Genomic DNA, 16659 nt, shown 5'->3' on the forward strand with positions numbered 1-16659 from the left:
TGGAATGGCAGAAAAGGGTGAACTTTTAATAGCTCTTGAGCAGATTGAGAAAGATAAGAAAATTAAGAAAGAAGATATTTTAGTAGTGATAGAAAATGCTCTTGTGTCGGCCTATAAAAAACATGTTGGTAAAAATGTTAATGTTGAAGCTAAAGTCAATCCTGAATTGGAGGAGATGACGGCAAGCGTAGTAAAAGTTGTTGTCAAGGATGTTGTAAATCCGCTTTTAGAGATATGTGTTCAAGATGCAAAAAAATTCGATCAAAGTGCAGAGATTGGGACTGAGGTAAGAATACCTCTTGATACGCGGGATTTTTCGCGTATTGCCGCGCAGACAGCAAAACAGGTTATAGTGCAGAAAATCAGGGAATCCGAGAGGGATTCGCTGTTTGACGAGATGAAAGAAAAGATTGGACAGATTGCAAATGGTGCTATATATCGCATAATAAACAGAAATCTTATAGTGGATTTGGGTAAAACAGAAGCGATACTTCCTTCAAGCGAGCAGGTATTTAAAGAGAAATTTAGTGTTGGGCAGTATATAAAAGCCGTAATTATAAAAGTTGAAAAGAGTGTTAAAGGTTCCGGAGTCGTTTTATCGAGAACAAGCATCGAACTTGTAAAAAGACTTTTTGAACTTGAAGTTCCTGAAATTTACGAGAAAATTGTAGAGATAGTAAATGTTGTAAGAGAGCCGGGTGTGAGGACAAAGATAACCGTACTGTCGCATAATCCGAAAGTTGATCCTGTAGGAGCATGCGTAGGCGTGAAAGGCGCGAGAGTGAAACCCATCATCGATGAATTAAGAGGTGAAAGGATTGATTTGGTGTCTTATTCTGTAGATCCGGCAAAATATATAGCGAGTGCGATGTCTCCCGCAAAAATTGTTTCCGTAACCACTATTTCTGAAGAAGAGAAAAAAGCAGAAGTTTTGGTGACCGATGATATGCTGTTTTTGGCTATTGGCAAAAACGGGCATAACGTAAGACTTGCAGCAAAACTCACAGGTTGGCATATCGATGTAAAATCAGAGGGACAGAAAAAACAGGAAGGTAATGAAAGAATTGAAAAACAAGCTGAGGTTTTCGAAAAACTTGAAGGTTTTAGCGAAAGAATCATAAAAATGCTTGTAAAAGCTGGAATTACGGATGTAGAAAAGTTATCCTTGCTAACAACTGAATATCTTATTACTCTACCTGGTATAGGTCATAAAACTGCCGAAAAGATTATTGAAGTGGCAAAAAAAATAGCATTAGAAAATAAGCAGGAGTGTTTATATGCCATCAAAACAAGGTGATAAAGTAGAAGTTTCTGAAGAAAAAAGTGCAAAAAAGAATACCGTATCGTCAGGTAAAACAAAAAAAGTTTCAGCTAGAAAAGCCGTAAAAAAAGCTGCTATTGGAGTTGCTCAAAAGGTGGTTAAAACTAAAGTTGTGTCTAAAAAAACGGAATTAGGTGCTAAAACAAAATTTGTTAGGACGAAAGTGGGAAAAGCTAACTCTGTTAGAAAGAAAATTATTAAGGATGTTTTTTCTGAAAAAAATGACCATGAAGAAAAATCTGAGATTGAAAAAAAATATGATTTAGAAACTGTTGTAAAAGAAGAAAAAGCGACACCTAAAAAAGAATCTGCAATAATAAAAGGACAAGAAACTGTTATTTTGCATTCTCCGATGTCTTCTGATGCAACAGCTGGATATCAAGAGTCGAAACAAAAACCGATAGAACCAGAATCGTCTGTTCCGAAAACTGAAAACCCAAAAACTGCTATAAAATCTACAGAGGCTAAGCCCGGAACCGTTAAAGATAATTACAATGGGATAATTTTAATAAATGAGTTGATAACCGTAAGAGAACTTGCCGATAAAATGAAGCTTATGTTTGGTGACGTTTTAAAGAAACTTCTTTCTATGGGAAGTCTTGCTACCATAAATCAAAGGCTTGATACTGATACGGCTATTCTTTTGGCTAAAGAGTTTGATTATGATGCGAGATTTACGTCAATTTATTCCGAAGAGGAAATAAATTCCAAAGAGGATTCTTCAAAATTAAAGCAGCGTCCGCCGGTTGTTACAATTATGGGACATGTTGACCACGGTAAAACTTCTCTTCTTGATGCAATAAGAAGCAGCGACGTTATTGCAGGCGAACACGGCAGAATTACGCAGCATATTGGAGCATATAAAGTTAAAGTGTCTAGTGGGGACTACATTGCGTTTTTGGATACTCCGGGTCATGAAGTTTTTACAGCAATGCGTTCTAGAGGAGCTCAGGCTACCGATATAGTCGTACTTGTTATTTCTGCAGCTGATGGTGTAATGCCGCAGACAGTTGAAGCTATAAATCATGCAAAAGCCGCAAATGTACCTATTATTGTTGCTGTAAATAAGATAGATTTGCCTTCTTCAGACACGCAGAAGGTAAGACAGGAATTAAGCAATTATGGTCTTGTGCCTGAAGAATGGGGTGGTGATACGATAATGATTGATATTTCTGCAAAACAGAAAACCAATATTAATTCATTGCTTGAAATGATTTTGCTTAAAGCTGAGATGATGGAACTTAAAGCAAATCCTGATAAAAAAGCAGAAGGAGTAGTTATTGAAGCAAAACTCGATTCACGCAGAGGTCCGGTCGCGACGCTTTTGGTTCAAGGCGGAACTTTAAGAGTTGTCGATAATTTGGTTATAGGAACGACTTATGGTAAAGTGAGAGCGATGATTGACGATCGCGGAAAGAGGTTTAATGAAGCTCCTCCTAGCACTCCTGTAGAAATTTTAGGTATGAATGAACCTCCGCATGTGGGTGATAAATTTATTGTGGTTGATAATGAATCGCAGGCGAGAGAGATTACTCGTTCGAGAAAGGGAAAAATTAAAGAAGCTTCTTTAAAGCCCAGACATCATTTGTCGCTTGCCGATATAAATATGAGGCAAGTGAAAGATTTAAGAATAGTATTGAAAGCAGATGTTCAGGGTTCTTTGGGAGCTTTAAGTGATGCTTTGGAGAGACTTTCGACTTCTGAAATAAGTTTGAAAATAATACATATGGGTGCGGGCGCAATTACAGAATCGGATATTGCTTTAGCTGTTGCTTCAAACGCTTTGGTAGTCGGTTTTAACTTACGTCCCGATACCGTAGTTGAAAAACTTGCAGAAGCGGAGGGAGTAAGCATAAATGTTTACAGAATTATTTATGATTTGATCGCAGATGTTAAAGCCGCTATGGAAGGATTGCTTGACCCCGATGTGAAAGAAAAAGTGTTAGGCAGAGCTGTTGTGAAACAGGTGTTCAGATTGTCAAGCTACGGAATTATTTCGGGCTGTTCTGTTACTGATGGACAAATACAAAGAGGTATAAAGATAAGGCTTTTGAGGAATAATATCATTGTTTTTGAAGGGAATATTTCTTCGTTAAAGAGATTTAAAGATGATGTTAAAGAAGTTGAAAAAGGTTATGAGTGCGGAATTGGTCTTGAAAATTTTTCTGACGTAAAGCCAGGCGATATAATTGAGAACTTCTCTATAGAAAAAATTGTAAGGAAACTGGATAATTGATAAAAAGATGTAAATCCGCATAAAGTTCAAAATAATGAATCTAAAGGAGAAGTCAATATGCCGTTATCATATAAAAGATCTGTCAGAGTAAGTGAACTTATACAGCAGACCATATCGTCAATCGTAAGAGAAATGAAAGATTTAGACGCAGGACTTGTTACGGTTATGGGTGCCAATCTTACGGACGATTTGTTAAGTTGTAAAATTTATTATTCCGTCTTAGGTTCGGAAGAATATAAGAAAAAAGTTGCCGGGATTTTAAAGAGAAGTACAAAACAGGTAAGACATAAACTGGCTTTACGTTTAAATTTAAGGTGTACCCCGACAATATCTTTTGTTTATGACGATAGTAATGAAAGAGCTACGAAAGTATTTGATATGCTCCAAAGAATAGAAGAAGAAAAGGATAAATGTATTTTTTGAGTCTGTGCTTCCATGGTTATGAGCAGTATGAATATGAAATGGATGAGCGTTAAATAAGGAAGACGAATTGACAGATAGATAATATAAATCCGCAAATCTTGACTTATTTGACAGATTGAAGGATATCCGTTATACATGAATTTAGCTAAGAACGATTTGAAAAAAATTTCTGAAATCTCCAGAATAATTAAACAATCAAAAATATTCTTTATTGCCGGTCATATAAAACCAGATGGTGACAGTATCGGTTCAGCTTTGGCTCTTGCATCTGTTTTAAACAGACTTGGTAAAGAGGCTTGTGTTTACTGCATTGATGAAGTACCGGATTTTTTAAAGTTTCTTAAAGGTTCGGATGAAATAAAAAAGTCAGCAAAAAAAACTGATGTGTTTGACTGTGCAATAATCTTAGAAGCGATTAACTTTTCAAGAATGGGTGATATAATTACTCCGTGTCAGTCAAAAAAAGTGATCAATATAGACCATCATTTAACTTATACAAATTTCGGAACTATAAATTATATAGTCCCGTCTTCGTCGTCAACTGCAGAACTCGTATTAAATATTTTAGATTATATGAAAATTAAACTTACCAGAGGCGAAGCTGAGAATCTTTATGCGGGTATATTAACCGATACAGGATGTTTCCAACAGATAAATACTACTCCTAATTCACATATTGCTTGTGCAAAACTTATGAAGTATGGTATAGATATAAATGAAATTTATAAAAAAGTTTATGAGAACGGTTCTATCAATGCTTTGAAATTACGAGGAATTGCTCTATGCGGAATAAAAACAATTCTTGATGATAGTGTTTCTTATATTGTTTTAACAAAAGATATGTTTAAGAAAAGCGGTGCAAAAGACAATGACGACAGTGGTATAATAAATTATACTTTAAGAATAGAAGGCGTAAAAGTCGGTTGCCTTTTCAAAGAAATAGACGAAAAAACCATAAAAGTCAGTTGCCGTTCGGTAAGAAGCTTTAATGTATTGGAAGTTGTAGGCAGATTTGGCGGTGGTGGACATAAAAATGCCGCAGGTTGCACCATTAAGAAGGGAATAAACGCTTCAATCAAAATGATAAGCAGTGTTTTAAAAGAGAAACTGGCTTCTGACAAACTGTTGTTCTGTAGTGCAGTTTTTCTGTAAATTTTATATGTTTTATTTTAGCTTTGTACTCAAAATAGATAAAAGTTTCTAAAAGATCCGAGTAACGTTGCCTATGTGAGGTTAATCAGTCATGTCTCAAAGCTATAACAATATTGATGGGTTGTTACTTTTAGATAAACCGTTTGGCATTACTTCGTTTGACGCTGTTTATAAAATAAAAAAGGTTTTAAACGTTGAAAAGACTGGACACTGCGGTACTTTAGATCCTGCTTCTACAGGACTTTTACTTGTGTTGATGGGCAAAGCTACAAAACTCCAAGCTAAATTTATGAAAAAAGATAAAGTTTATTTGAGTTCTTTTCTTTTGGGTATGGTTACAGATAGTGGTGATTTAGATGGGAAGGTAATTTCCGAAAACAGTGTTTTAAATATAAACATTGAAAAGATAAAAAAAATGGTTGAAATGTTTGAAGGTGAAATTTTCCAGATTCCTCCGATGTATTCAGCTTTAAAATATAACGGTAAAAAACTCTGCGAACTTGCAAGACAAGGCATTGAAGTCGAAAGAAAACCGAGAAAAGTTACAATAAAGAAATTTGAAGTACTTTCTTATGATGGAGACATTGTGAAAGTAAGGATAGAATGTTCAAGTGGAACTTATATAAGGACTTTAGCACAAGATTTAGGAAATGTTTTAAAGTGTGGCGCAACAGTTAAAACTTTGAGAAGGGAGAAAATAGATATATTTGATATTAAAGATGCTTTGAGATTTAAAGATACAGACAGTGCCGATAAAATAATAAAAAAACTGATACCACTTTAAAATTATCTAGATTTGCAGTTTATGATTATAGCAAACAAAAAAACAGATGCTGAAAGGCAAAGATTTCGGTATAAAATTTAATAGGTGTGAAATGACTAAAAAATCAGTAGTAGCCATCGGAACTTTTGATGGAATGCACAAAGGGCACAGACTTCTTATAGATAAAATTTTATCTTCCGCAAGAAAAAATAATTTAAGAAGCGTAATAATTGTGCTTGAAAAACCTGTCAAAAAAGTAAGAGGTCTGCTTACGACATATGAGGAAAAGATAGAAAAGATTAAGTTTTCAGGGGCAGATGAAATTTTTGTAATAGGAGTTCCTTCTGAAATTCTTTCTTGCTGTCCCGAAGAATTTTTTGATGAATTTCTGCATAAAATGCTTAATGTCTCGGAAATAATGTGCGGCATTGATTTTGCTTTCGGGAAAGACGGAAAAGGCAACATTGAATGGCTTAAGAAAAAAGCAAAAGAAAAGAATATAAAAATAAATATCGTCAAACCTCTAAAAAATATCTCGTCTTCTTATATAAGAATATTAATTGAAAAAGATGATGTGAAAAACGCGGCAAGCCTGCTTGGCAGAAATTACTCTTTTACGGGGATTCCGTTTAAGGAAAAAGGAGAGGGGAAAAAACTTGGATTCCCTACTGTTAATCTTCATGTAAACAGTGATAAACTTCTCCCCAAGGGGGTCTATATAAGTCTTATATCGCAGGGAGAAAGAATATATCCTTCACTTACAAATATAGGGATACGTTCTACTTTTGACAGAGGGAACAAAATTGTTCCGGAAACGTATATTTTAGATTTTAAAGGGGAATGGAAAAAATTGCAGACTAAAGTTATGTTCTTAAAAAAAATAAGAAATGAGAAAAAATTTGCAAGCGTTGATGCGCTTAAAATTCAAATTTCAAAAGATTTATTGGCAGCATTGCGATTTTTTAACTATCATAAGACGAAGTGAAAGGCGCATTATTTATTTGGGCAGATTAACGGCAGTATATATTTTGTATCTGGCTGTTGTTGCAGTTTAAAAGCAATTAATTAAGGAATTTTGAGGCAATGAAGAAAAAAGGTTTATCTGCAGATTATTTATATTGTGGCAGCAAAAATTCTTATTTTCTTTTAAATCTGAAAGCTCTCTTAATTTGTGTATTCTGAAATTTTAAAATGTAGCCTATTTATCTAATAAATACGACGGTTTAATATTTTTTAATAGAATTTAAAAATATTTTTGTATTATATAACTAAGGGGTTTAAATGTCAGAAAACTGTCTTTTCTGTAAAATAACCAAAGGAGAAATTCCGTCTTATAAGGTTTATGAAGACGAGAAAGTTTTTGCTTTTAGAGATATAAATCCGCAGGCACCGGTTCACATACTCATTATTCCTAAGAAACATATAGGCGGATTAAACACTGCATCGGAAGAAGATGAGAGAATATTGGGTAATATTCAGATTATTGTGTCAAAAATAGCAAAACAGTTTAGTGAAATGGGAAACGGCTTCCGTTTGGTAAATAACTGTGGTGCTGACGGCGGACAGACGGTTTTTCATATACACTATCATCTTCTTGGAGGGCGAGTTTTCGGCTGGCCCCCTGGATGATGTGAAAAGTATTTTTTAAGAAAGGTGGTGTTTTAAAAAAAATGGTCAGTGTTAAAGTGCGCGAAGGCGAGTCTATTGAAGAAGCTATCAGACGTTTTAAGAGAGAATGCGAAAGAAACGGAGTAATGCAGGAAATAAAAAAACGCGAATTTTATAAAACTCCAAGTATTTTAAAAAAAGAAAAACTTGCAGAAACAAAAAGGAAAATCCGTCGTAAAATGTTTAAGGACAGTAAGTGGTCAAAGTGATTAAAAATAGGAAGGGAGTTATGTTTAGCTGTATTGATGGACATATAACTCCCTTTTACTTTGGGGTGGTAAAATGAAATTAAAAGATATACATGATTTGTTTATAAAAGAGGGAATTAAAGCAGATCCCAGAGGCTTAAACATTGTGGAACTGGATTTGTTAAAACGCAAAGAAGAGTATGATGATCTTTCAGACAAAAAGAAAGAGAATTACGATATAGAAAGTCTTACAAATCCTTATTATGATTCAAGGATTCTCTACGGCGACGAAAATACCGAAGTCAAAACCGTTATGGTCGGCATAGATATAGAAAGTCAGGAGATTTTACTTGCAAAACAGCTTATAAACTCAGGCACTAAAATTGATTTGATTATAGCTCATCATCCTGAAGGATATGCCTATTCGACGTTTTACGGTGTTTTGGAAATGCAGACTGATATTTTAAATAAACAGGGCGTTCCGATAAATATTACCGAAAAAATCGTTTCCCAAAGAATAGAAGAAGTGCAAAGGAGTGTGCTTCCTCAGAATAGCGAGAGAGTTTATGATGCCGCAAAACTTTTAAATATACCTCTTATGACTGCTCACAGCGTTGCGGACAACCATGTAGCTACATTTTTACAAAATGAAATCAATGTTTTAAGTCCGACGTATTTAAAAACGATTATTGAGCTGTTAAATAAATATCCGGAATATAAACATGCATCAAAAATTGGACACAAGCCGTTTATTCTAAACGGAAGTGATTATTCGCACTGCGGGAAAGTTTTTGTCGATATGACAGGCGGTACGGAAGGTCCTCTTGAATCTTTTGAGAAACTTGAAGCTGCAGGGGTCGGAACAATTATTTCAATGCATTTGAGCCGCAAAGCTGTCAAGGAAGCGGAAAAACATCATTTAAATATTATTTTGGCCGGACATATTTCATCTGATAATTTGGGTTTAAATCTGCTTTTTGACAAATTGAAAAAAAAAGCTCTTGAAAAATTTGAATTTATAGAATGTTCTGGTTTCAGAAGGTTTGGAAGATAGAAATGGTGATATCCGAAGATACAATTGAAAAGATAAGGCTTTCAAATAGCATAGACTCTGTGATTAGAGAATACCTGCCGGACTTAAAAAGAGCGGGACGCAACTGGAAAGTCTGCTGTCCGTTTCACAATGAGAAAACGCCGTCTTTTATAGTAAGCCCCGAGAAAGGAATTTTCAAATGTTTCAGTTGCAACGTTGCGGGTGACGTTTTTAAATTTGTGATGTTTTTAGACAATATATCGTGGATTGAAGCGGTAAAGAAACTTGCAAAGAAAACAAATATAGAAATTCAGGAGGCAAAACAAGGTATAATAAAATTGTCCGAGAATACAAAACTGTTTGATATTTTAGAAAGTTCGGCTAATTTTTATAATAAATGTTTGCTTGAAAGAGCGAGCGCCCAAAAAGCAAGAGAATATATCAAAAAACGCGGTATTAATCGCGAAGCAGTAAATAAATTTAAGATAGGGTTTGCTCCTAAAGGACAGTTTTTACAGTGGGCGTTAGAAAAAGATTATAAAGACGATGATCTTTTAAAGGCGGGATTAATAACAAGAACAGGAAGAGGAATTTTTTTTGAATGTATGTCGGAAAGAGTGGTTTTCCCGATTTTTGATGTTCAGGGAAGAATTGTGGCGTTTGGCGGAAGGACTATTGCAGGTCATAAAATTAAATATTTAAATACTCCCGAAACCGCTGTTTATTCTAAATCGTCGAATCTTTATGGATTATTTCAGACGTTGCCTGAACTTCGTAAGGAAAGAAAAATAATTGTTCTTGAAGGGTATATAGATGCTGTTATTCTGCAGCAGTTTGGAATAACAGGTGCGGTTGCGACACTAGGGACTGCATTTACTCAAAATCATGCGAAATTGGTTTCAAGATATTCCGACAGCGTCACATTACTTTTTGATTCTGATAATGCGGGAAGGGCAGCTGCGCAGAGATCTCTTGAAATTTTGGTTGGAGACAGTATAGAATGCAGAGTGTCTGCTTTACCTGAACATGTCGATGCTGATGAGTATCTCAACCAATACGGAAAAGAAAGCTTTTTAAAGTTTCTCGAAGACAGTTCTAAAAGTGCAATAGATTTTATGATTGAAAGAGTTCTTGGCGGGTTGTCTTCCGATGGAAGAAAGAGTTCACCTGAAATCAAAGCGAAAGCTGTATCTGCTCTTTTGGATTTTGTCGCAAGAAGTACCAATTCTATAATTCAGAGAGAATGGATAAGAGATATTGCGCAGCATGTGGATGTTAATGAAGAAGCGGTCTGGAGAGAGTTTGAAAAAAAGCAGCAACTGAGACTTAGAGGTTATTTGCAATATGATAAAAATTCAGTTGAACAAACTGTCAAAGTTAAAAAAGATAAAAAATTTTCAATGTCTTTAGAAGAAAATCTTTTAAATCTTATTTTAAACAATAGAGATTATATTAAAAAAACTGACAGCAATTGTTTTGAAGACGCTAGGTGCAGGAAAATTTTCGAGCTTACAGTTTCGGGTTTAAATACTGTCGGAATATTAAATACATTATCAGAAGAAGACAAAAACTGGTTTGCGGAACTGATATTAAACACAATAGAATACAGTGACATCGGGGAAGCTTTCGGCATTATTTTAAGGGATATTGATGCCGGCAGACTTGAAAGAGAAAGACGGCGGCTTGAAAAAGAAATTCTTTTAGTGAGCGAGGGCAAAAAAGAAAAAGACAAAAAAGTGTTTGATGAATATAAGAAGTTAACAGCTCTTTTGAAGGGATCGGGGAAATAAAATGGGGAAAAAAGATTTATTTAAGAGTTTGATCGACACTGGTAAAGAACAGGGTTATCTGACTTATGAAGCTATTAGTAAAAATCTTCCGCAAAGATCTATGATTGCCGAGGAAATTGATGGTTTTTTTGTTACTTTGGACAATTTGGGTATTAAAGTATTAGACAATAGAGAATATCGTTCCGATAAAGTGAAAAAGAGCAGAGGTGAAGTCGTAGAGCGGTCTATGAAAACTGTAAATGAAGAAGACATAAATCCCGTGAGAATGTATTTAAGCGAGATGGCAAAAGTTCCGTTGCTTGAAAGGAATATGGAACTCAAACTTGTAAAAAGTATAAGAGAAAACGAGGATAGATTAAAATCCATAGTTTTAGAATCACCGCTTATCATAAAAGAAATAAGAAACTGGGAGACGCTTATAAGCCAGCAGGAAATGACGACTAAAGAACTTATGCCGAGAGGAAGAAAATCAAAAGCGCAGTTAATAGGAATGGGACTAAAAATAAAGATAGTTGTAAAAAAAATAAACCGTATTGAAGAAAACATAAATACTTATGAAAAAAAGTTAAAGCTTAAATCAATATCTTGTAAAGACAAAGAACAGTATAAAGAAAAAGTGAAAGAATTTCGTTCTGAAATTGTAAGTCTTATCGTAGAACTTAATCTTAATCAAGATAAAATTAGAAGGCTTATCAATAAGATTAAAACGATAGCCCAAAAATTAAATGAAATAAAGGAAGGTTTGAGAAGATTTGAACGCAAATATAAGAATTCTTTTTCTAAAGTCCAAGTGTTGTTTAAAAGTTGCAATTTGGGAAAAATTTCCTCAGCTGAATTTAAAAAAAGTACCGGTCTTTCTGTGAAAGATGTGGCGGAAGATATAGCAAATGTCAAAACTCTTTTGGTTAAACAGACTAATCTAAAAGATGGTTTTGTTATAACTCCTGAAGAAATGATTGAGACTGACAGAAGAATCAGAGAGCTTGAATATGTTATACACAGAGATAAAATGAAGCTTATTGAAGCAAATTTCAGACTTGTTGTTTCAATCGCAAAGAAACATGTCGGAATAAGTAATCTGGAATTATCGGACTTGATACAAGAGGGGAATCTCGGTCTTTCAAAAGCCGTAGAAAAATTTGAGTGGAAAAGAGGATTTAAGTTCTCAACTTATGCCACGTGGTGGATAAGACAATCCATCAATCGTGCCATTGCGGATCAAGCAAGGACTATAAGAATTCCCGTTCACATGAAAGAACTCATATCAAAACTTACCAAAAGTAAAAAGGAATGTCAGCAGAATATGGGCAGAGAGCCTACTATACAAGAGTATTCAAAAATATTAAAACTTTCTTGTGATAGAATAAGAAGAATATTAAAAATGATGCAGGAGCCAGTTTCTCTTGCAATGCCTGTAGGCGAAGAAGAAGATTCTCGTCTTGAAGATTTCATAGAAGATCAAAACAGTCCGAATCCAGTAGTCAAAACACAACAGTACAGACTTCAGCTTGAACTTGAAAAAGTGCTAGCCACTTTAGCTCCGCGTGAAGCTGAAATTATACGTTTAAGATATGGCATAGGCATAGGATATCCGAGCACCCTTGAAGAAGTGGGTAAAAAGTTTGGAATAACAAGAGAAAGAGTAAGACAAATTGAAGCAAAAGCGATAAGAAAGCTGAAATACCCCCGAAGAAATAAGTCGCTGCGCGAATATTTAGATTAATTTTATAATGACGTCAGATAAAAGGACGGTTATTATACAGAATGCTGTGCTTTTTATTTGGTTATATGATCTAAAAACTTATTATATGTCGGAGTTTATCTTGTCCTTTACTGTTCTAAGCGGGAAAGATTTTATAAATGTTTCTTCAACCCATTTTATTGAATCAAGCGGAGTCATACCCCAATCAACCGGACAATTTGAAATAACTTCAACTAAGGAAAAACCTTTTCCGTCAATTTGGCACTGAAAAGCTTTTTTTATTGCTTTTTTTGCTTTTATTATATTTTGCGGATTATATATCGCAACTCTTTCCAAATATGTTGTTCCTTCCAGCGTTGAGAGAAGTTCGCAGAGTTTTATCGGGTATCCTTCTCTTTCTGGGTTTCTGCCAAAAGGCGTAGTTTCTGTGACCTGTCCTATCAGCGTTGTGGGCGCCATTTGTCCGCCTGTCATGCCGTAGTTAGCATTATTTACAAATAGGATTGTTATATTCTCGCCTCTGTTTGCTGCATGTATTGTTTCCGCCATTCCTATTGCAGCTATATCTCCGTCACCCTGATACGTAAATACAAATTTGTCGGGATTTGTTCTTTTTATTCCTGTGGCAACTGCCGGCGGTCTTCCATGAGGTGCTTCTGTAACGTCAAAATTAAAATAATCATAAGCAAAAACTGCACATCCTACTGGAGCTACGGCAATTGTTTTTTCTCTTACGACTAATTCGTCAATACATTCTGCGGCAAGCCTGTGAATTATGCCGTGTCCGCATCCTGAACAATATGATAAAACGGCATCTTTTAAACTTTCCGGTTTTGATAATATTTTCTTCATAGTTTTTATCCTATTATATTTACATCTATGCATTGTCATACAAAAAAACAATGTAAAACCTCGCTTTTTAGCGTAAAAAAGTGTGTTATGCACTAGGACACCTTTATTAGTAATTCCGCTTTTTGCTCTCAATTTAACTCAGTCAGTCCAGCTGCTTTACAGAAAAATGCTGTACACTTTACTTTGTATTTTTTTAATTATTTCCTGTTCCGTAACAAGTCCACCACCGGCTTTTCCCAGAAATTCGACGTTGGACTTGCCGTTTACAGCAAGTTTTACGTCTTCAACCATCTGCCCGTAGCTTAATTCAACAGATAAAAATTTTATATTCGGTTTTGCAAAGGAACTTATTATTTTAGACGGAAACGGCCATAAAGTTTTTGGTCTTAAAAGTCCTGCTTTAATACCATTTTTTCTTGCAAGTTTTACTGCAGATTTTACTATTCTTGACGAAATGCCGTAAGCTGTTATAATAATTTCAGCATCTTCTATCATGTATAATTCATATTTAACTTCGTTTTCAGATATCAGTTTATATTTTTCCTGGAGTTTGACATTATGTTTTTCCAAAACTCCGTCTTTCATAAGCAGAGATTTAATGGATCTAGGTTCTCTTCCTTTACATCCGTTTAGAATCCATTCTTTTTCCTTAAATTCTTTTTTTTCAGGTCTGTTAAATTCTATAGGTTCCATCATTTGTCCTATGATGCCGTCTGCTAGTATCATAACCGGGGTTCTGTATTTTTCAGCTAAATCAAAGGCGTCATAAGCTGTTTCATACATTTCTTGTGCTGAATTCGGAGCAATAACAATTATTTTATAATCTCCGTGACCTCCACCTTTTACGGCTTGAAAATAATCTGACTGTGAACTGGAAATATTACCAAGACCCGGTCCGCCCCGCTGTACGTTTACTATAAGAGCTGGAACCTGCATTCCGGCCATATAAGAAATTGTTTCCTGTTTTAAAGATATTCCTGGGGAAGATGATGATGTCATAGCTCTTGTGCCTGTCGCAGCTGCCCCTAAAACCATACTTGCCGCTGCGATTTCAGATTCAGCTTGAATGAAAACTCTTCCAAGTTCAACCATTTTTCTTGAAAAATAAGACGGTATCTCATTTTGAGGCGTTATAGGATAACCAAAATAAGATTTAAGACCTGCAGTAATTGCGCCCTCACAGAGAGCGATATTTCCTTTAACAAGTTTTTTCGTCATAGATCTTTATAAACCTCAATGCAAACGTCGGGGCATACCATATAACAAAATCCGCAGCCTATACAAGAGTTTTCTTTTTCCAAAACAGCCCAATGATACCCAGCTTTATTAAATTGTTTTGAAAGAGATATGCACTGTTTAGGACAGGCTTTTATACATAAACTGCAACCTTTACATTTTTCTGAATTAATTTTAATTGTTGATATCATATGAATATTCTAAGTTTTTTTTAAGATGAAATCAATTTTATGTATCTGTTTTAATCTATTGATAAACTGTGTTCTCAACTACTTGTTGTTCAGAGAGTTGATTTGATAAAATAATTAAAAGTTTTTTTATTATCAAATCTGACTTCATTATTAATAAGAGGTATTATGTTGGCAATACATCCGTTTAAACCTTTTGTTCCGCAAGGAGCAACAACACTTATTATAGGAACTTTTCCACCTTTAGCGCAATATCAGGATTTTAAATTTTATTACCCTAACAACACAGGAAGTAGATTTTGGATAATTATGGAATATGTTTTTAATCATAAGTTTCAATATTGGAAAGACGATCCAGCTGCAGAAGAAAGAAAGGCTTTGTTTGAGAGAGAACATATAGCCATAACTGATATGATTGAAAAATGTATAAGGACTAATGGCAATTCATCTGACAAAAACTTAAGCGAAATAGAATTCCGCAATGTTTATAAGTTGTTGAAAGACCGTCCTGCAATACAAAAAGTTATACTTACAAGCAGAACTGATGGAGACAGTGAGCGAATACATAAAAAACATTTAGGAAAATCAAGAAATAACAGTGCGTTAGAATTATTGAACGAACACTTGATGGAAAACGAAATTACTATTCGGAATTTGCATAAAGAAGATAATGGGCTTATCAAAGGCGAGTTTGAGTTGAACAACAAAATAATAAGAGTATTTGTTCCGTATACCCCGTCGGCGAGATGGTATAACAGTCATAAGGGAAAAGTGAACGATATGTATAAAGACAGCTTTGATGCGTAAAATAAGTATAGGTTTTCAAAAATATTCAATTTACTCAATAGACAGTTTGTTGAAACAGAACTCATTGTTTTATCGAAGAATATGAGATGAAATCTATTTTATAGACATTATCTACAAAGAGCTGTTAATGTCCATAAATTAAAAGCGCTTGGCAAAGAGAAAGATAAAAGAAATTACTAGAAAATATGATATGAATAATTAATCTTTCAACCGGAAAATTTACTAAATACAAGACTTTTTAGTATAATTCTATCCTATTTAATTACAAAAATTGCCCGATAGTGTAATTGGTAACACGTCTGCCTCTGGAGCAGAAGTCTCCTGGTTCGAGTCCAGGTCGGGCAGCTAACTTCACTACTTATGGGGGTTTGTCTTTATATAATGACAGACAATCAATCTCAACACTTCTGCTAGTAAAACATATTGACGGGAAACTTTTAGGATTGTTGTCTATGAAAAACAGGATGTCTTTTTTTATTGGCAAAATATATGTTATATCACTTCATTAAGAACATACAGAAAAAGCGAAACATAATTAGCAGATTTTTTAGAAAGGAAGTAATTTATGCAAAGAAAGAATATAAAAGAAATTTTATAGGAGGAGTATATTTGCAGTTAAGGAATGTTAAAAAGATTGAGTATTTTTATTGTTATCAGTTTGGCGAAATTAATTTTGCCGCGCTTCTTAATCTAATTTCTTTTGACAAAGATGAGAAAGTTTAATAATATGGTACTATTATTAAATTTTAGTAAATTAAGTAAATAATCTTAATTTGCTATGAAGTTAGGTTAGTTATATGCCTAAAATAATAAAATGGTTATGGAATATATGTTTTAATTTTTGATTTAGACGGAAACTTATTTATTCTCAAAGAGATATAATATCGGCGGTTAACTCGGTAAGAAAAGAATATGGTTTTTAGTATCTTTATGCCAAACAAGTGTGTTCTTATCTGGGAACCGGCGTTAATGGGCTTATGAGTAGAGCTGTTCCAATTGTTCAGGCGGAAGTTCTTGAAAAGTTTAATTTTTATTATAGATGGTGTTTAACTGATACTACGGTTATTTATAACGGTATAAGAGAAATGCTCGAAGTTTTAAAAAATAAAAAGAAAGCAATTTTATCCAACAAAAATGAACATTTTTCTTACGAGATTGTAAAAAGACTGGGATGGGAATTTCTGATTATTTTGTCAAAGTATTAGGTGAGGACGGCGCGGGTGTAAAAGAGTCTGCCCCGAAATCGATTGTGGGTTTAATAAATCTTACGAACTCTGATATTTCAAAAACCGTCATGATA

General features: G+C 34.4%; 16 protein-coding genes and 1 tRNA gene. 14 read left to right on the forward strand and 3 right to left on the reverse strand.

The window, feature by feature from the left end:
- The first annotated feature begins 4 nt into the window (after positions 1–4).
- The 11 genes from nusA (at position 5) to RSTT_RS01740 (ending at position 12297) form a co-directional block, all read left to right on the forward strand.
- Positions 5–1297, forward strand: a complete 1293-nt coding sequence (nusA, locus tag RSTT_RS01690; protein ID WP_096525445.1) for a transcription termination factor NusA — start codon at positions 5–7, stop codon at positions 1295–1297.
- On the forward strand, positions 1278–3557 hold the full coding sequence (gene infB, locus RSTT_RS01695) for a translation initiation factor IF-2 (RefSeq protein WP_096525446.1): 2280 nt from the start codon (positions 1278–1280) through the stop codon (positions 3555–3557). The genes nusA and infB overlap by 20 nt, the downstream gene beginning before the upstream one ends.
- A 57-nt stretch (positions 3558–3614) precedes the next feature.
- Entirely contained in the window at positions 3615–3980 is a 366-nt protein-coding gene (rbfA, locus tag RSTT_RS01700; protein ID WP_015423246.1) for a 30S ribosome-binding factor RbfA, read from the forward strand.
- Between the two features lie 135 nt (positions 3981–4115).
- On the forward strand, positions 4116–5132 hold the full coding sequence (locus RSTT_RS01705; protein ID WP_096525447.1) for a DHH family phosphoesterase: 1017 nt from the start codon (positions 4116–4118) through the stop codon (positions 5130–5132).
- A gap of 91 nt (positions 5133–5223) precedes the next feature.
- Complete coding sequence (gene truB, locus RSTT_RS01710; RefSeq protein ID WP_015423248.1) at positions 5224–5916, forward strand: tRNA pseudouridine(55) synthase TruB; 693 nt, start codon at positions 5224–5226, stop codon at positions 5914–5916.
- 46 nt (positions 5917–5962) lie between these two features.
- Entirely contained in the window at positions 5963–6880 is a 918-nt protein-coding gene (ribF, locus tag RSTT_RS01715; protein WP_015423249.1) for a riboflavin biosynthesis protein RibF, read from the forward strand.
- A 296-nt stretch (positions 6881–7176) separates the two neighbouring features.
- Positions 7177–7524 (forward strand): histidine triad nucleotide-binding protein, encoded by a 348-nt coding sequence (locus RSTT_RS01720; RefSeq protein WP_015423250.1) that lies wholly within the window; start codon positions 7177–7179, stop codon positions 7522–7524.
- 41 nt (positions 7525–7565) lie between these two features.
- Positions 7566–7772 (forward strand): 30S ribosomal protein S21, encoded by a 207-nt coding sequence (gene rpsU / locus RSTT_RS01725; protein WP_015423251.1) that lies wholly within the window; start codon positions 7566–7568, stop codon positions 7770–7772.
- Between the two features lie 73 nt (positions 7773–7845).
- A complete protein-coding gene (locus tag RSTT_RS01730; protein WP_096525448.1) occupies positions 7846–8805 on the forward strand; it encodes an NGG1p interacting factor NIF3 in 960 nt (319 codons plus the stop codon).
- On the forward strand, positions 8775–10574 hold the full coding sequence (dnaG, locus tag RSTT_RS01735) for a DNA primase (RefSeq protein ID WP_096525449.1): 1800 nt from the start codon (positions 8775–8777) through the stop codon (positions 10572–10574). Before RSTT_RS01730 ends, dnaG begins: the two co-directional genes overlap by 31 nt.
- Position 10575: 1 nt before the next feature.
- On the forward strand, positions 10576–12297 hold the full coding sequence (locus tag RSTT_RS01740; protein WP_096525450.1) for a sigma-70 family RNA polymerase sigma factor: 1722 nt from the start codon (positions 10576–10578) through the stop codon (positions 12295–12297).
- Positions 12298–12378: 81 nt separating this feature from the next.
- On the opposite strand, the gene RSTT_RS01745 is transcribed toward RSTT_RS01740, so the two are convergent.
- The 3 genes from RSTT_RS01745 to RSTT_RS01755 all read right to left on the reverse strand — a co-directional run bounded on the left by RSTT_RS01745 (position 12379) and on the right by RSTT_RS01755 (position 14555).
- Positions 12379–13128, reverse strand: coding sequence for a thiamine pyrophosphate-dependent enzyme (locus RSTT_RS01745; RefSeq protein ID WP_096525451.1), 750 nt, complete (start codon positions 13126–13128; stop codon positions 12379–12381).
- 156 nt (positions 13129–13284) lie between these two features.
- Positions 13285–14346 (reverse strand): 3-methyl-2-oxobutanoate dehydrogenase subunit VorB, encoded by a 1062-nt coding sequence (vorB, locus tag RSTT_RS01750; protein ID WP_096525452.1) that lies wholly within the window; start codon positions 14344–14346, stop codon positions 13285–13287.
- On the reverse strand, positions 14343–14555 hold the full coding sequence (locus RSTT_RS01755) for a 4Fe-4S dicluster domain-containing protein (RefSeq protein WP_015423257.1): 213 nt from the start codon (positions 14553–14555) through the stop codon (positions 14343–14345). The genes vorB and RSTT_RS01755 overlap by 4 nt, the downstream gene beginning before the upstream one ends.
- Positions 14556–14720: 165 nt before the next feature.
- Between RSTT_RS01755 and RSTT_RS01760 the strand changes: the two genes are divergently transcribed.
- From RSTT_RS01760 to RSTT_RS01775, 3 genes are all read left to right on the forward strand, one after another.
- Positions 14721–15359 (forward strand): uracil-DNA glycosylase family protein, encoded by a 639-nt coding sequence (locus RSTT_RS01760; protein ID WP_096525453.1) that lies wholly within the window; start codon positions 14721–14723, stop codon positions 15357–15359.
- 272 nt (positions 15360–15631) lie between these two features.
- Positions 15632–15704 (forward strand) — tRNA-Gln (locus tag RSTT_RS01765).
- A 596-nt stretch (positions 15705–16300) separates the two neighbouring features.
- Positions 16301–16564, forward strand: a complete 264-nt coding sequence (locus RSTT_RS01775) for an HAD family hydrolase (protein WP_149030006.1) — start codon at positions 16301–16303, stop codon at positions 16562–16564.
- Positions 16565–16659 lie beyond the last annotated feature (95 nt).

It is taken from the genome of Candidatus Endomicrobiellum trichonymphae, assembly GCF_002355835.1.
Lineage (GTDB): Bacteria > Elusimicrobiota > Endomicrobiia > Endomicrobiales > Endomicrobiaceae > Endomicrobiellum > Endomicrobiellum trichonymphae.

Bases quoted from the DNA above. Each gene is read 5' to 3' on its own strand.
- nusA (WP_096525445.1), top strand. From the start codon at position 5: ATGGCAGAAAAGGGTGAACTTTTAATAGCTCTTGAGCAGATTGAGAAA.
- infB (WP_096525446.1), top strand. From the start codon at position 1,278: ATGCCATCAAAACAAGGTGATAAAGTAGAAGTTTCTGAAGAAAAAAGT.
- rbfA (WP_015423246.1), top strand. From the start codon at position 3,615: ATGCCGTTATCATATAAAAGATCTGTCAGAGTAAGTGAACTTATACAG.
- RSTT_RS01705 (WP_096525447.1), top strand. From the start codon at position 4,116: ATGAATTTAGCTAAGAACGATTTGAAAAAAATTTCTGAAATCTCCAGA.
- truB (WP_015423248.1), top strand. From the start codon at position 5,224: ATGTCTCAAAGCTATAACAATATTGATGGGTTGTTACTTTTAGATAAA.
- ribF (WP_015423249.1), top strand. From the start codon at position 5,963: ATGCTGAAAGGCAAAGATTTCGGTATAAAATTTAATAGGTGTGAAATG.
- RSTT_RS01720 (WP_015423250.1), top strand. From the start codon at position 7,177: ATGTCAGAAAACTGTCTTTTCTGTAAAATAACCAAAGGAGAAATTCCG.
- rpsU (WP_015423251.1), top strand. From the start codon at position 7,566: ATGGTCAGTGTTAAAGTGCGCGAAGGCGAGTCTATTGAAGAAGCTATC.
- RSTT_RS01730 (WP_096525448.1), top strand. From the start codon at position 7,846: ATGAAATTAAAAGATATACATGATTTGTTTATAAAAGAGGGAATTAAA.
- dnaG (WP_096525449.1), top strand. From the start codon at position 8,775: ATGTTCTGGTTTCAGAAGGTTTGGAAGATAGAAATGGTGATATCCGAA.
- RSTT_RS01740 (WP_096525450.1), top strand. From the start codon at position 10,576: ATGGGGAAAAAAGATTTATTTAAGAGTTTGATCGACACTGGTAAAGAA.
- RSTT_RS01745 (WP_096525451.1), bottom strand. From the start codon at position 13,128: ATGAAGAAAATATTATCAAAACCGGAAAGTTTAAAAGATGCCGTTTTA.
- vorB (WP_096525452.1), bottom strand. From the start codon at position 14,346: ATGACGAAAAAACTTGTTAAAGGAAATATCGCTCTCTGTGAGGGCGCA.
- RSTT_RS01755 (WP_015423257.1), bottom strand. From the start codon at position 14,555: ATGATATCAACAATTAAAATTAATTCAGAAAAATGTAAAGGTTGCAGT.
- RSTT_RS01760 (WP_096525453.1), top strand. From the start codon at position 14,721: ATGTTGGCAATACATCCGTTTAAACCTTTTGTTCCGCAAGGAGCAACA.